This window comes from Nonomuraea rosea, assembly GCF_039539705.1.
Lineage (GTDB): Bacteria > Actinomycetota > Actinomycetes > Streptosporangiales > Streptosporangiaceae > Nonomuraea > Nonomuraea rosea.
On the sequence record NZ_BAABDQ010000015.1, the window covers coordinates 235,149 to 249,712 of the forward strand.

The following is a 14,564-nucleotide window of genomic DNA, read 5'->3' on the forward strand; positions in this document are numbered from 1 at the left end:
TCAAGCCTCCAGGACCGTGACGAGGTTGTGCTGCAGGCAGGGGCCTCCGGCGGCGTGCGCGACGGTCCGGACCGCGGTGCCGTCGTGGATGCGCCGCGCCGCCTCGCCGATGCGGATGAGGCCGGTGGCCATGACGGGGTTGGCGGCCAGCGGCCCGCCCGAGGGGTTGATCACCGTGTCGCCGCGCAGCTCCAGCGCCTCCCGCAGGATGAGCTCCTCGTGCGGGAACTGGGCGTGCAGCTCGGCCACCTCGACCGGCCCCTTGCCGATGCCCGCGGCACGCGCGGCGTCGGCCGCGGAGACCGACCTGGCCAGATCACGCATGCCCAGGTAGTGGGGCTCGATGCGGTGGGCGATCCCCCTGATGTAGGCGGGATGCGGGCACAGCCGCGCAGCCAGGTCGCCGGTCGCCAGCACGATCGCGGCCGCGCCGTCCGTGATGGGCGGCACGTCCGTCTTCAGCAGCGGTTGTACGGCGAACTCCGCGCCGTCCGGGTCGGGCAGATCGAGCGCGTACGGGTTGCTTCGCCCGTCGGTACGGCTGCGCCGGACGATCTCGTCGAGCTCCTTCCGGTCCGCGCCGACCGCGTTGGCCTGGAGCGCGGCGTAGGAGAGCTGGTCGAGGCCGAGCGGCGCCAGATAGTACGGATCGAGCTGGAACGTCATGATCTTGTTCAGGTCCCCGAGTGACGACTTGCCGAAGCCGTAGACCAGGGCCGAGTCGATGTCGCCGTGCTGGAGGCGTACCCAGGCCTCGTAGAGCGCCCAGGCGCCGTCCATCTCCACGTGGCTCTCCGAGATGGGCGGCCAGGCGCCCAGCGCGTCCAGGGCGGAGACGAACGAGAAGGGCGCGCCGGCCAGGTAGTCGCAGCTCCCCGAGCAGGTGAAGCCGAAGCGCTTGAGCCCCGTGCGCTCCTTGACCTCGTTGATCACCGGCAGGATCAGCTCGGGCTCGGTCAGCCCGGTGTCGTGATCGGTGTGCCGCGTCTGGGCGAACGCGACGATCGCCACGTCTCTCATGTCAGCTCCACGTCTGGCTCGCCGGTGGGGGCGAACCAGCGGATGTTCGCCATGGACGCCGTGCGCTCGCTCTCGGGCACCCAGACCGCCTTGACCCGCATGCCCTGGCGCACCTCGTGCGCCGGCACGCCGCCGATCAGCGCGATGAAGGGGATGTCCGCCTGGTCCAGCAGGATGTACGCCGACACGAACGGCACCTCGGGCGCGCGCGGGTCGGGCAGGTTGTTGATGGCGAACGTGGTGATCGTCCCGGTGTCGGGGATCTCCAGGGTCTCCGCGATGCCGCTCCCGCATTCCGGGCACGAGCGGCGATAGGGCACGTACACCTTGTCGCAGGTCGCGCATCGGCCGCCGAGCAGGACGCCGCGCGCGACGCCTTCGAGGAACACGCGCAGCGCGCCGCCCGCCTGGAGGCGGTATTCGGCGCGCACGCTGGACACGATCTTCGTGACTTCGGGGGCGAAGTAGGAGATGTCGGTGATGTTGCCGGTGGGCCGGTCGCGCCAGACCGGCCAGACGCGCAGCCCCGCCTGCAGCAGCTTCGGGTTGTCGGCGTCGACGGCGTGGACGAGGGCGGTGTCCGCGCCGTCCAGCTTGATCGTGGCCCAGGCGAAGGGGCGGTCGAGAGGGTGGCCGTCGATCGGCTCCTGGACGTACGCCCACGTCACGACCGTGCCGGCCGGGCCGACCTCGACGTACTCGCCGGTCACCGGCTCCCCGGTCGCGGGGTCGTACTCCAGGGGCGGCACGAGCACCCGGCCTTCGGCGGTCCGCACCCCGACGATGCGACGGCCGCGTAACTCGCTCAGGAAGCGGCCGATCACCGGGCCCGTGGTGCGCGTGTAGCCGCCGGGGAACTCCAGGACGTGCTGAGCTACCAGCGGGTCAGATGGCACGGTCGTGTCCCTCCCAGTACGGGTCGCGGAGCTTGCGCTTGAGCAGCTTGCCGTTCGGCTCGCGGGGCATCTCGGCGATGAAGTCGACCGTCTTGGGCCACTTCATCCTGGCCAGGCGGCCCTCCAGCGACGCGAGCAGCTCGGCGACGAGCTCGGGGCCGGGCCGCACGCCCTCGGCGGGCTCGACGACGGCCTTGATCTGCTCGCCCCACTCCTCGTCCGGGATGCCGAACACGGCCACGTCCGCCACCTTCGGGTGGACCATGAGCTCGTTCTCGATCTCGGCGGGGTAGATGTTCGCTCCTCCGGAGATGATCATGTCGGCCTTGCGGTCGCAGAGGTAGAGGAAGCCGTCCTCGTCCAGGTATCCGATGTCTCCTACGGTGAAGTAGTCCTTGAGCCGGTTCGCGGCGGTCTTGGCGGGGTCGCCCTTGTACTCGAACGGGACGCCCATCATCTTCATGTAGATCGTGCCCGGCGTGCCGGTCGCTACGGCCTCGCCCTGGTCGTCCGCGATGAGCAGCTCGCTGATCGGCCAGGCGGAGCCGACCGTGCCCGGGTGGGACTTCCAGCCCTCGGGCGTGGCCAGGGTGCCGCCGCCCTCGGTGGCCGCGTAGTACTCGTACACGCAGTCGCCCCACCACTCGAACATGGCCCACTTCACCGGGACCGGGCAGGGGGCGGCGGCGTGGATCATCCACGTGAGCGAGGACAGGTCGTACCGTTCGCGGGTCTTCTCCGGCAGCGAGAGCAGGCGCTTGAAGTGCGTCGGGACCATGTGGGAGCTCGTGACGCGGTGACGCTCGCAGAGGCGCAGCATCTCCTCGGCGTCCCATCTGTCCATGTAGATGAGCGTGTGGCCCATGTGCAGGGCCGTGCCGCCGAACTGGGTCACCGCCGTGTGGTAGCTCGGGGAGGTGACCAGGTGGGCGTTGGGGCGGCCGGGCGTGATGCCGAACAGGCCGAGCAGGAAGGTCATCAGCTCGGCGGCGTCGTCCGGGTCCAGGCCGTTCAGCCGGCGTCTGACGCCTTTGGGCTTGCCCGTCGTGCCGGAGGTGTAGTGCATGGTGGCGCCGGCGGTGCGGTCGGCGGGCGCGGTGTCGGGCTGCCCGTCGGTCAGGTCGGCGACCGGGCGGAACCCCGCGCCCTCGTCGCCGGCCTCGCCCAGCAGGAAGCGGCGGTCCGGCTCGATGGCCTCCGCGCCGATGGCGCCGTCCTTGAGGTGGCGGGGGTGAACGAAGAACGCCTTGGCCTCGCTGTCGGAGACGATGTAGGCGATCTCGTGCCCGGTGAGGTGCCAGTTGACCGGGGTGTAGTACCAGCCGGCCTGCAGCGCGGCCAGGTAGAGCACCAGGCCGTCGGCGCCGTTCGGGGCCAGGCCGCAGATGCCGTCACCCGGCTTCAGGCCCAGCTCGCGCAGTCCGTGTACGAGGCGGTTCGAGCGGGCCAGCAGGTCACCTGCGCGGTGCTGCGTGCCGTCGGGGTCCACGACCGCGATCCACTCGGGATCCGCCTGCGCGAGCCGCCAGAAACCGAGCGTCCCCATCTGCTCCTCCTGTTCATGGCCTCACTCCGTTCGGCGGGCTCGGTCGCCCTACGCCGCCGTCTTCCCCCGCTCTGGTCGCTGCGCTCCCGACGCTCCTCCAGACGACGGCACTCCCTCGCAAAACCTCAGACCTCGCTCCGCGAAACGGCGCTGTCGCCTCACGCCGCTGCCCAGACGACGGCACTCCCTCGCACGGCGGTTCGGGTGAAGCAAAATTGGAACCTGTTCTTGTTTGATGCTGGGAGCGTATCCTGGGGCCGAAGTTCGTAGCAAGCGCTTGATTAACCGACTTCGGAGGCATACGTGGAGCTCCTGCCGATCAGCACGCCGCACTGCCGGATCGAACGCGACGGCCACGTGCTGACCGTCACGATGAACCGGCCCGAGGCCCGCAACGCGCTGTCCTCGGACATGCTGATCGGCCTGGCCTCGGCATGGGCGTACGCGTCCGCCGAGCCCGGGATCCGGGTCGCGATCCTGACCGGCGCGGAGGGCACGTTCTGCTCCGGCGCGGACCTCAAGGCCATGGGCCAGCCGTCGGCGGACCCGGACGTCCAGGCCAGAGCCGCCCAGATCCCCAACTTCCACTGGAAGGGCCTGCTGCGGGAGGACCTGCCGACCAAGCCGATCATCTGCGCGGTCGAGGGCTACGCGGTGGCCGGCGGCACCGAGCTGCTGGTCGGCACCGACCTCCGGGTGGTGGCGGAGTCGGCCACGCTGGGCCTGTTCGAGGCCAAGCGCGCGCTGTTCCCCATGGGCGGCAGCGCCGTCCGGCTGCCCCGGCAGATCCCGTACTGCCATGCCATGGACCTGCTGCTCACCGGCCGCCCGGTCACGGCGGCGGAGGCACTGTCGATGGGGCTGGTCAACCGGGTGGTCCCGGACGGCCAGGCGCTGGCGGTGGCGCGCGAGCTGGCGGCGGACGTCGCCGCGTCGGGACCGCTGGCGGTGCAGGCGATCCTGCGCACCTATCGCGACACGCTCGGCCTGCCGGAGCCCGAGGCGCTGAAGGTCTCGGACGACCTCGGGTGGCCGGTGATCGGCTCGGAGGACGCCAAGGAGGGCACCAGGGCCTTCCGCGAGAAGCGCCCTCCGACCTATCAGGCCCACTGAGACCGGGAGACCTCGGCGAGCACACGCCCGCCGAGGTCGCCGGATCAGTCGCCGGTGATGCGGTCCAGCCGTTCGAGGGCTTCCGCGTACTCTTCCACGAGCCCGAAGACCACGTCCTTGGTCGAGCGGACCTGGTTCATGATGCCGATGATCTGCCCGGCGGGGAACGTGGCCAGCTCCGAGACGTCCGAGCGCCCGATCCGCCGCAGCGCGTCCGACACCAGCATGAACTGCATCGGCATCGGCAGCGTCCCCGGCGACTCCTCGGACTCCCACGCCTCCGTCCACTCGTTCTTGAGCAGCCGGGCGGGCTTGCCCGTCCAGCTCCGCGAGCGCACGGTGTCCCTGGAGGTGGCCTCCAGGATGCGCTGCCTGGCCATCTCCGGGGTGTCGGCCTCCTCGACCGTGAGCCAGATGGAGCCCGTCCAGACGCCTTCCGCGCCGAGCGCCATCCCCGCGGCCATCTGACGGCCGTTGCCGATGCCGCCCGCGGCCAGCACGGGCACGTCCACCGCGTCCACCACCTGAGGGATCAGCACCATGGTGGAGATCTCGCCGGTGTGGCCGCCGGCCTCCGTGCCCTGGGCCACGACCACGTCCACCCCGACCTCCACCTGCTTGAGCGCGTGGCGGGGGGTGGAGGCGAGCGCGGCCACCTTCACCCCGTGGGAGTGGGCGAGGTCCACGACGTCGGCGGGCGGCGGGCCGAGGGCGTTGGCGAGGAGCGCGATGGGATGGCGCAGGGCCACCTCCACCTGCGGCCTGGCCGTCGCGTCCGTCCAGCCGAGCAGCACGCGGCCGTGATCCGAGTCCGAGGACAGCGGCGGCACGCCGTGCTTGGCGAGCAGGTCCTCGACGAAGGCGCGGTGCCCGTCGGGGATCATCGACTGCAGGCGGCCGACGAGCTCCTCGGGCGCGAAGTCCGCGCCCTCGTAGGAGGCCGGCATGACGACGTCCACGCCGTACGGCTTGCCGTCCACGTGGTCGTCGATCCACTTGAGCTCCATCTCGAGCTCTTCAGGTGTGAAGTAGAGCGCCCCGAGGACCCCCATGCCGCCCGCGCGGCTGACGGCGGCGACCACATCCCGGCAGTGGCTGAAGGCGAAGATCGGGAGCTCGATTCCGAACATGTCCGTGACACGTGTCCGCATGGCCCCGACAATACGTCCGCAGAACGGCGAACTGCAACGCGTTCTAGACTAGAACCTTTCGTCGGTACCAGCGAGTAACCTACAGCGATAACGTGTTCTAGTTCGCCTCGCCGCCAGCGCGAAAAAGGGCCCGCATCGCGAAATGCGGGCCCCTGAAAGTGCGGCTGGTCACTCGGTGCGGCGGCTGCGGCCCAGGACGATGCCCGCGACGACGAGCACGACGCCCAGGACCAGCAGCACCAGCGGGATGATGTTGCGTACCAGGTTGATCTGGCTCTTGCCGTCCTGCGCGCTCTTGACCAGGTCGTTCACGGTCTGCTCGGTCATCTTCGCGGTGGCGATGAAGGCCGCGGTGCGCTCGACGCCGTCCTGCGTCTTCAGCACCTCGTGACGCTGCTGCTCCTGCCGGACCGGCGCGCCGGTGACCGGCTCGATCCAGAACGTCGTCTTGCCGTCGTACCAGCGGTCCACCTGCACGTCCCCGGTGGTGCCGGTGATGCCGAGCACGTTGGCCGGCGCGCTGCGGGTCTCGGTCTTGGTCGGCGGGATGGTCTGCTCGAAGACGTAGACCGGCAGGCCGTTGACGTTGTCCTCGCGGACGAACGTGGCGTCGAACGCCTTGGCCGCCGTGGAGTTGAACACCTTGTACGTCTTCTTCTCCACGTCGAACGGGAACTTGTAGATCTGCCCCTCAAGCGTGACCGGCGCCTTCTCGATGCTGGTCCCGCAGCAGTTGACGCCCGTGCCGGTGTAGCGGTTGAAGGCGCTGCGCCGCTCCGAGATGTCGATCTGCGGGCGGGCGTTCGTCACGTCGTTGACGACCGTGGCCTCGTCCCAGACCACCCGGTCGGAGTTGGCCTCCTTCACGTCCCCGCGCGTGGTGACGATGATGTCCAGGTCACCGGTGAGAACCTTCAGGTCCTGCAGGGAGAAGTACTGGGCGCCCTTGGCCTCCAGCCGCGAGATGCCGAACTGGTCGGCCGGGGCGGAGATGATCTGCTCGGCGGCCCAGAATTTCACCAGTGGCGCCAACGCGATGAAGAAAGCGCCGAACCCGATGAGGACGAGCGTGGAGATACGGCCCATCGAATCCTCCGCATTTGTAGAACGTGTTTCCGTCTGGTGTGAGCGTCGAGCAACAAAGTATGACAGGGGGTGATGCGCGTCACTGGCGGCCATACCACCGCAACCAAATCGATAGAAACAAGTTCTATCGTGGTTTGGCCGAGGGGCATAGCCCAGTGGACAGCCGGGGGGACAGCAGCGTGGAGGCAGGGATGAGAAGCAGGGACGCCGCCCTCGACGGCATCCGCGCGGTCGCCGCTCTCGGCGTCTGGCTGCTGCACGTCGGCAGCAACACCGGCGTCATGTACCGCGAGGGCATGTACGCCTGGATGATGAGCCGGCTCGGCATCGCCGTCCCCATCTTCTTCCTCCTGTCGGGCCTGCTGTTGTACCGCCCGTGGGCGCGCGCGGTGATCGAGGATACGCCACGTCCGCGTCCGCTGCGTTACCTGTGGCGCCGGGTGCTGCGCGTCATGCCCGTCTACTGGCTCGTGACCGGGCTGGCGCTGTGGGCGTGGAGCTCGTTCGACTGGACCGGCTGGGCGAAATGGATGCTGCTGCTGCAGAACTACTTCCCCGGCGATCCCACGCCCGACGGCCTCTACCAGATGTGGACGCTGCCCATCGAGATGTCGTTCTACGTGCTGCTGCCGGTGCTGGCCTGGGCGCTGCACAAGTGGGCGCGGGCGGGCGCGAACAGGGCGGTCAGGCTGCTGGCGGGGATCGCGGTGCTGCCGGTCGTCTCGGTGGCCACGGTGGTCGTCGCGCGGACGTTCGAGCAGCCGCAGCTGGCGCTCTGGCTGCCGTACCACCTGGTGTTCTTCGCCTGTGGCATGGCGATGGCGGTGCTGTCGGTCTGGATCGGGCACAGCAGGGTGATCGACTCGCTGGCGCCGCAGCTCCTGGTGCTGGCCCTGCTGCTGTACGCGGTGCTGAGCACGGAGCTGGGCGGGCCGCGTTCGCTGACGCTGCCGACCCTGTCGCAGTCGCTGTGGCGGGTGAGCCTGGAGGCCGCGGTGGCGGTGCTGCTGGTGGCGCCGTTCGCGCTGGCGTCCAGGCCCGGCTCGCTCAGGAACCGGGTGATCGGCAACCCCGTGGCTGCCTACCTGGGTCGCGTCTCCTACAGCTTCTTCCTCTGGCACGCGCCGGTGATCACGTTGCAGCTCAAGCTCACCGGGGCGCAGCCGTTCTCCGCCGACTTCACCAGCGTGGCGGTGGTGTCGTTCGTGGTGACGACGCTGCTCAGCGTGGGCAGCTACCACCTGGTGGAGTCGCCCGTGCTCAGGCTCAGCGGACGCCGGTCAGCAGCTGCTCGGCCGCCGGGCTCTCCTGCTCCTGTGCCGGTCGCGCCGGCTCCGTGACGAGCTGCCCGAACAGCACGCCCACCGCCGCGCAGGCGGCCAGCTGCGGCACCGGATCCAGGAACAGCGCCACGTCCACCCCCTGGTTCCTGAGCACCATGGCCGCCGCCAGGGACAGCGTGGCCCCGCCGAACGCGACGGCCGCCGCCCAGTGCGCGGGCAGCCGCCTGGCGCGTAGCAGGAGGGTCACCAGGACGGCCCCCAGCACCGCGAGCATGCCCGGCCAGTTCGCCACCCAGCCGCCGAACGCCAGGCCCAGCGCGACCGCGTAGGGCGCGCGCCAGCGCCCCGGGCGGGCGGCCCAGGCGGGGGCGGTCGAGCGCACGTGCTCGGGCCGCGGGCCGCGCAGCACGAGAGCGATCAGGGCGAGCAGGGCGATCCCGGCCAGCCCGCCGACGAGCGCGAACCAGTAGGCGCGGTCCGGCACGTACTCCAGCCGCGCGGTCCCGGTGGTGCCCGCCGGCAGCTCCCAGCCCTGCTTCCAGCCATCGATCCGTACGGGCTTGAGCGTCTTCCCGCCGATCTGCGCCCGCCAGCCGGCGTTGTAGTTCTCGTTGACGACGAGGAAGGAGTCCTTGGGCGCGCTCACCTTGAGCTCGCGCTCCGCCGGCGTCCAGACGCTCTGCACCACGCCGCCCTCCACGCCGCGCGGCTTGCCGGGGAGCGTGCCGATCACCAGGTTCTCGACCGTGAACGGCTCCCAGCCCGCCACCCGCACCCGGTTGTCGCCCTCCGCGACCTCCGCCCTCGAGCAGCCGAGTATCTGCACGGGCCGCTGTTCGAGCAGGTCGGCGTGGGTGCCGGCGACCTTGGTGCGGATCGTCTTGCCGTTCACCTGGATGGCGGGCCCGAGCCCGCACCCGAGCCTGAGCGGAATGTCGGCGGGCCTGCCCACCGGGTCGACGCCGGGGACCACCAGCTCGGTCACCTGCAGCCGCTTGGAGAACGGCGCGAAGCGGAGCTTGAGCCGGGTGGTGGACATGGCCTTGAACGTGAGCACGCCCCGCTCGTCGGCCCGGCCGGCGCGGACGGCGCCGCGGTCCCCCGTCACGATCACGTCGAGCGGCTGCTTGTCGCCGCCGGGGCGGCCGATCTGCAGCTTGGAGATCGTCCGCCTGCCCTTCCAGGCGAGCGTGAGCGTGGGCTCGGCGTCCTCGGACTTGGGGATCCAGGTGGTGCTCGCGTCCCCGTCGAACGCCGACCTGGGCGACACGACCGCGTCGTCGCTGAGCTGGGACGAGCCGGTCACGGTGGTCAGGTCCGCACGGACCCGGGTGAAGCGGTCGGCCAGCTCGGGATCCCTCAGCACGGCCGATCCCCGCACGTTCGCGCTCATGCCGGATCCGGCGGCGAACGTCCGGTCGAACCCGGTCTCCTCGCCCTGCTTGGCCAGCGCCAGCTCGTTGCAGATCCACCGGGTCTGGTTGCGCATGCACGCGGGCCGCTCGTCGAGCCCGCGGTCCATGACGAACACGTCGCCGCCCTTGCCGGGCAGCCGCACCGTGCGGGCCGCCACGATTCCGGGGATGGACAGCTCGACGATGCCGACGCGCTGTCCGTAGCTCCACTCGGCGGACGCGGTCGCGACGACCTTGATCCGTACCCAGCTCGTGGGCCCCGCGGGGACGCGCAGCCGCTGCGGGTCCGTGGTCCGCTGGACGTCCTGCTCCAGGCTGCCCGACTCGGTCTCCACGGCCACCCGCTTGACCGCCTGGCCGAGCAGCAGGTCGGGGGCGAACATGACCTGCAGATCCGGGATCCGCATCTGTCCCGGCAGGTCCACGCGCAGCCACTCGCCCTGCGGGGCCTTCGTGCCGTCGCTCTCCCAGCCGGTGCCCACATTGCCGTCCATGGCCGCCCACGGGCTGCGGCCCGTGGTGCTGATCCCGGCGATCGCGTACGGATCCGCGACCGAGGAGGAGGCGCTGATGCCGGAGATGCCGCGGTACTCGGCGGTGGCGGTGTCCTCCAGCCAGCCGTCCTCCAGCAGGTCCAGCTCCCTGACCCCGGCGAAATCCGCCTTCTTGTCCGCCGTGAGGGTGGGCGACCAGTTCGACCTGATCTCGCCGAACGAACGCTCGCGCAGCCGCAGCGCGTCGCTGACCACGGTCGGCGTCTCGCGCTTGCCCGCGTCGCCGTTGACCAGGACCGGGCCGTCGCCGAGCAGGCCGAGGTCGCCCATGGTGAGCAGGGAGTCGGGGCCGCCGCGCACGGCCAGCGCGTCGGCCACCGGCTGCACGGAGACGAGGTCCGAGCCGCCGGTCACCTCGTACAGGTCGAGCGCGGGGAACGGCGCGTCCAGCGAGTTGACGGCGTCGTCGGTCTCCTTGTCGCCGACGGGCTCGCCGAACGAGCGGGTCCGCTTGATGCCGGGCGACTCGCGCAGTGCCTCGAAGATCCGGGCGGGCCAGGCCCCCTGGAGGTTCTGCCTGATCAGGTCGTTCCTGACGAGCAGGTAGCGCACGCCCATGCGGCGCAGCACGGCGGTCAGCCCCGGCGAGCCCTGGCCGGCGGTGAGCCGCTGGTCGATGGCGTCCAGGAGCCTGGTCAGGCCCACGGAGCCCGGTGGCGTGATCTGCCTCGTGGTCCAGCGGGCGGTGGACAGGGCCTGCATGGGCTCGTCCAGGGGGCGGCCCCAGACGTACTCGCCGAACTTGGCGCCGGGGACGATCAGCACGCCGTCGTCGCCGGCGTTCTGGTCGAGCCAGGCCGCCGCCTCCCGCCAGTGCGCGGGCACCTCCTTGAAGTCGCCGGGCGCGGCCAGCCCCTGGTTGAAGACCGGCAGCACGAGCGCGGCGAAGGCCACGACCGAGACCGTACGCAGCGGCAGCCGGGCCCTGACGAGCAGGTGGGCCAGCCCGAAGGCGAGCGCGAGGCGTACCAGGGGGTCGAACTTGCGCAGGTTGCGGAGCGGCGCGAGCGGGCCGTCGAGCAGCCAGCGCACCGGCTCGGCCACGATCGGCTCCAGCGCGCTGATGTGCCCCGCCACCAGCGCGGTCACGCCCACCAGGAACAGCAGCACCACGAAACCCTTGGCGGGCAGGTCGCGGCGGGCCAGCCCGGCCAGGCCGAGCGCGGCCAGGAGGCCGGTGACCACGATCATGACCGCGGAGGTGGCGATCGCGTAGCTGGCCGGCTGCTCGAAGACGCCGCTGAGCGGCAGGTAGCGCACCCAGTCGGAGGCGCCGCGCAGGACGTTCGTGAGCGAGGTGACCTGCGTGGTGGTCTCGGCGGTCTCGGTGTACGGCAGGAACGAGAACGCGTAGCGGCCGACCAGCAGCAGCGGCAGCCACCAGAACAGGGTGGCGACCGAGACCGCGGCCGTCCACCAGCCGAACATGCGCCAGCGTGGCACCGGGCGCGGCCTGGTGAGGATGTAGAGGACGGGCGCGACGAGCACGGCCAGCACGGCTACCGCGTTCACGCCGCCGCACAGCGCCACGGCCAGCGCCGACCTGACGGCCGCGCGCGCCCGCTGGCCCGTCTCCGAGGCCGTGAGCAGCGGGATGAGGATCCACGGCAGCATCGCGGCGGGCAGCCACTCGATCGAGATCTCGCCGAGGATGGACAACGTCCTGGGAGCCAGCGCGTACGCGAGCGCGCCGACGATCCTGGTGCCCGGCGTGCCGATGCCGAGCTGCCTGCCCAGCCGCTCGACGCCGAGGAAGGCCACGCACATGAGCAGCGTCAGCCAGAGGCGCTGCGTCACCCAGGGCGCGACGCCCGCCAGGTCGCCCAGCGTGAAGAACGGGCCCATCGGGAAGATGTAGCCGGCGACCTGGTTCTGCAGCTGGCCGAAGTGCTGGAGGTCCCACAGGTGAGCGGCACGTTCCAGCCAGCCGACCGGGTTGAGCGCGAGGTCCATCTTGGTGTCGGAGATCAGGTGGCCGGGCTTGGTGGTGAACGCCAGCACGCCGAAGCCGAGGCAGCAGATCAGCAGCCAGAACCGCTGCCTGGCCCGCTCCCCCATCGCCCGCCCGGTCATCCGCCCCGCCGCCTGCCCGGCACCTCCGGGCAACCGCGCCGCCGGCGTCTGATCCGCGTCAACCGGCTGCGCGCCATCCCCGCGTCCTGCGGGCACGCGCTCCGCCGGACCGGCGGCGGCCGCGCCGTCCGGCCGCCCGAAGGCAGGCGCGCCGGAGACGGGCCGGCCGGAGACGGGCTGGCCGGAGACGGGCTGGCCGGAGACAGGCTGGCCGGAGACAGGCTGGCCGGCGGCGGGTTGGCCGGCGGCGGGGCGACCTTGGCGGCCGGTGCCGGGGCGGCCCGCGACCAGGCGGTCTGTCGCCGGTTGGGTCGCCGCCCGACCGGCGACCAGCCGGTCGATCGGTGGCCGCCGGGTCACCGCGCCCCCCAGCCCGGCTCGACGTCATGGCCGAGCAGCAGCGCGGTGAAGCGTTCCGCGCTGCGATCCCAGGAGAAACGGTCCGCCCAATCCCGACATTTCACGGTATAAGTGTGGTCCAGCTCGTCGAGTGCGGCGGCAATGCCCTTGGCCAGGTCCGTCCCCTCGGACAGCAGCCAGCCCGTCTCGCCAGGCCGTACCGCGTCCCGCAGCCCGTCCACGTCGTACGCCACGGTAGGGACGCCGAGCGCGGCCGACTCCAGCACGCTCAGCCCCCAGCCCTCCCCCTGCGAGGCGCTCACGTGCAACCAGGCCTGAGCGACCAGCCGGGCCTTGTCCTCCTCGGACAGATAGCCGTGCAACGTGACGCCCTCGGGCAGCCGGGCCCGCAGCCGCGCCTCCTCAGGCCCTCTGCCGACGATGTCCACGGTCAGCCCCGGCCAGCGCTCCCTGAGCGAGTCCACGGCGTCGAGCAGCAGGTGGACCCGCTTGTGCGCGACGAGCCTGCCCAGGCACACGAGCCGTGGCGCCGGACTTCGCACGACCTCTCCGGGCTGAGCGACGCTCACCCCGTTCGGCACGATGTGCACCGTTCCGTGCCACCCAAGCCGCTCCCGCATGGCCTGCACGGTGGACGGCGAGACGGCCACGCTCTCGTGCCGCCGGTAGCTCCACCGGGACACCGGCCCTTCGAGGAAGCGCCCGAACGCCGCCAGCCACCCCGGCATGTGCACCCCGAACTGCCGGTCGTGCACGTGATGCATGACGCAGAACACCTTGGTGCCCCGCCGCACCACCCACGGGGTGAAGAACGGGATCCCGTTCTGGCAGTCGAGCACCGCGTCGAACCGGCCGCGCCGGGCCAGCAGCCAGCCCAGGACCAGCGGATAGACGGTGAAAACACCGCCCATCCGCTCGATCCGCACCCCCTGGACGCGCTCTCTCCTGCTCTGCCCCGGCGCCCGGGCGGTGACGAAGCACACCTCGTGGCCGGAGCGCGCGAAGCGGCGCGCCAGCTCCCAGGCGTACGTCTCGGCGCCACCTGCCTGGGGATGCCAGGGGTCACGCCAGTTGACGACGGCGATCTTCACGGATATCCGACGGGGTCGAGCGGCGGCTCCCAGGCCGGGCGCTCGACGACGCGCGGCTGGGCCCGCAGCCGGAGCCAGATCCTGCCCAGCTCCAGCACGATGCCGAAGGTGTGCCTGGCCGGCGAGAAGCGCGAGCCCGGCACGTCGTGCCAGCGCACGGGGATCTCCTGGACCGCCGAGCCGTGCTCGACGCAGCGCGCGAGCAGCTCGACGTCGAAGGCGAAGCCGGGCGTGCGCAGCACGGCGGCGGCCTCGCGGGCCAGGACGCCGTCGAAGAACTTGAAGCCGCACTGGGTGTCGCTCACTCCCGGCACGAGCACGCCGGCGAGCGCGCGGAACCCGAAGGCGCCCAGCTCGCGGACCTTGCTGTGCCGGTTCTCCACCAGGGACCCCTGATGCCCCCTGGAGCCGATCACCACCCGCTCGCCGGACAGCAGCAGCCCGAAGGCCGCGTCGATGGCGTCGAGGTCGGTGGCCATGTCGGCATCACAGAAGCCGACGAACGGCGCGCTCGTACCGAGCAGGCCGGCGCGGACGGCGGCTCCCTTCCCTGGAGTCGCGCAGTGGATGAGCCGGACAGGCACGGAGCCGCGCGGCCAGGTCTCGACGATCTCGGCCGTGCGGTCGGTGCTGTTGTTGTCTACGACGATGACGGCAGTCGGGAACGGCATGCGGGCAAGCTTCGCGCACAGCTGCAGGAGCCCCCCTGGCAGTCGTCGTTCCTCGTTGTACGCGGGAATGACGATCTCAAGCAGTGGTGGTCGGCTGGTCCCCTCGTCCCCTCGCGGAGAGGGAGGCATGGCGGCTCTGGTTACCGGTCGCCGTAGTTGTAGAGCGGCTGATTGACCGGCGTCGCAGTGGCACCGGTGAGGGAGACCGTGGTGACCGTGGCCACGAGAGCCGCTACAGCGACGCCGATGATCGCTGCTAAGAGGATCTTGATCACGGGGGTTCCTCCTCAAGCGGGCAATGGTGC

Annotated in this window: 11 protein-coding genes; 2 read left to right on the forward strand and 9 right to left on the reverse strand. The window is 71.1% G+C overall.

Annotated elements, in window-relative coordinates; genetic code table 11:
* Genes ABEA43_RS31760 through ABEA43_RS31770 form a run of 3 tightly spaced genes read right to left on the reverse strand, consistent with a single transcriptional unit; the run spans window position 1 to window position 3,462 of the window.
* Window positions 1–1,020: a thiolase domain-containing protein gene (locus ABEA43_RS31760; protein WP_345567586.1), complete on the reverse strand. Its 1,020-nt coding sequence runs from the start codon at window positions 1,018–1,020 to the stop codon at window positions 1–3.
* The gene (locus ABEA43_RS31765) at window positions 1,017–1,916 is read right to left on the reverse strand and encodes a Zn-ribbon domain-containing OB-fold protein (protein ID WP_345567588.1); all 900 of its coding nucleotides are present in this window, start codon (window positions 1,914–1,916) and stop codon (window positions 1,017–1,019) included. Before ABEA43_RS31765 ends, ABEA43_RS31760 begins: the two co-directional genes overlap by 4 nt.
* Window positions 1,906–3,462 carry an acyl-CoA synthetase gene (locus ABEA43_RS31770; protein WP_345567590.1) on the reverse strand — a complete coding sequence of 519 codons (1,557 nt, stop codon included), beginning with the start codon at window positions 3,460–3,462 and terminating at the stop codon, window positions 1,906–1,908. Before ABEA43_RS31770 ends, ABEA43_RS31765 begins: the two co-directional genes overlap by 11 nt.
* Before the next feature lie 303 nt (window positions 3,463–3,765).
* Between ABEA43_RS31770 and ABEA43_RS31775 the strand changes: the two genes are divergently transcribed.
* On the forward strand, window positions 3,766–4,575 hold the full coding sequence (locus tag ABEA43_RS31775) for a crotonase/enoyl-CoA hydratase family protein (RefSeq protein WP_345567592.1): 810 nt from the start codon (window positions 3,766–3,768) through the stop codon (window positions 4,573–4,575).
* Between the two features lie 44 nt (window positions 4,576–4,619).
* Here ABEA43_RS31775 and ABEA43_RS31780 read toward each other — a convergent pair whose 3' ends face one another.
* Together ABEA43_RS31780 and pgfA are read right to left on the reverse strand one after the other, a co-directional pair.
* Window positions 4,620–5,726 carry an NAD(P)H-dependent flavin oxidoreductase gene (locus ABEA43_RS31780; protein WP_345567594.1) on the reverse strand — a complete coding sequence of 369 codons (1,107 nt, stop codon included), beginning with the start codon at window positions 5,724–5,726 and terminating at the stop codon, window positions 4,620–4,622.
* Window positions 5,727–5,894: 168 nt separating this feature from the next.
* Window positions 5,895–6,812, reverse strand: coding sequence for a cell envelope lipid trafficking protein PgfA (gene pgfA / locus ABEA43_RS31785; RefSeq protein WP_345567596.1), 918 nt, complete (start codon window positions 6,810–6,812; stop codon window positions 5,895–5,897).
* Between the two features lie 191 nt (window positions 6,813–7,003).
* Between pgfA and ABEA43_RS31790 the strand changes: the two genes are divergently transcribed.
* Window positions 7,004–8,152: an acyltransferase family protein gene (locus ABEA43_RS31790; RefSeq protein ID WP_345567598.1), complete on the forward strand. Its 1,149-nt coding sequence runs from the start codon at window positions 7,004–7,006 to the stop codon at window positions 8,150–8,152.
* Here ABEA43_RS31790 and ABEA43_RS31795 read toward each other — a convergent pair.
* The 4 genes from ABEA43_RS31795 to ABEA43_RS31810 are packed head-to-tail and all read right to left on the reverse strand — an operon-like array spanning window position 8,079 to window position 14,534.
* Window positions 8,079–12,497, reverse strand: a complete 4,419-nt coding sequence (locus ABEA43_RS31795) for an alpha-(1->3)-arabinofuranosyltransferase domain-containing protein (RefSeq protein ID WP_345567600.1) — start codon at window positions 12,495–12,497, stop codon at window positions 8,079–8,081. The genes ABEA43_RS31790 and ABEA43_RS31795 overlap by 74 nt on opposite strands.
* On the reverse strand, window positions 12,494–13,588 hold the full coding sequence (locus tag ABEA43_RS31800; RefSeq protein WP_345567602.1) for a glycosyltransferase family 4 protein: 1,095 nt from the start codon (window positions 13,586–13,588) through the stop codon (window positions 12,494–12,496). Before ABEA43_RS31800 ends, ABEA43_RS31795 begins: the two co-directional genes overlap by 4 nt.
* Window positions 13,585–14,388, reverse strand: coding sequence for a glycosyltransferase (locus ABEA43_RS31805; protein ID WP_345567603.1), 804 nt, complete (start codon window positions 14,386–14,388; stop codon window positions 13,585–13,587). Before ABEA43_RS31805 ends, ABEA43_RS31800 begins: the two co-directional genes overlap by 4 nt.
* Before the next feature lie 11 nt (window positions 14,389–14,399).
* The gene (locus ABEA43_RS31810) at window positions 14,400–14,534 is read right to left on the reverse strand and encodes a hypothetical protein (RefSeq protein ID WP_276617307.1); all 135 of its coding nucleotides are present in this window, start codon (window positions 14,532–14,534) and stop codon (window positions 14,400–14,402) included.
* Window positions 14,535–14,564: the final 30 nt, after the last annotated feature.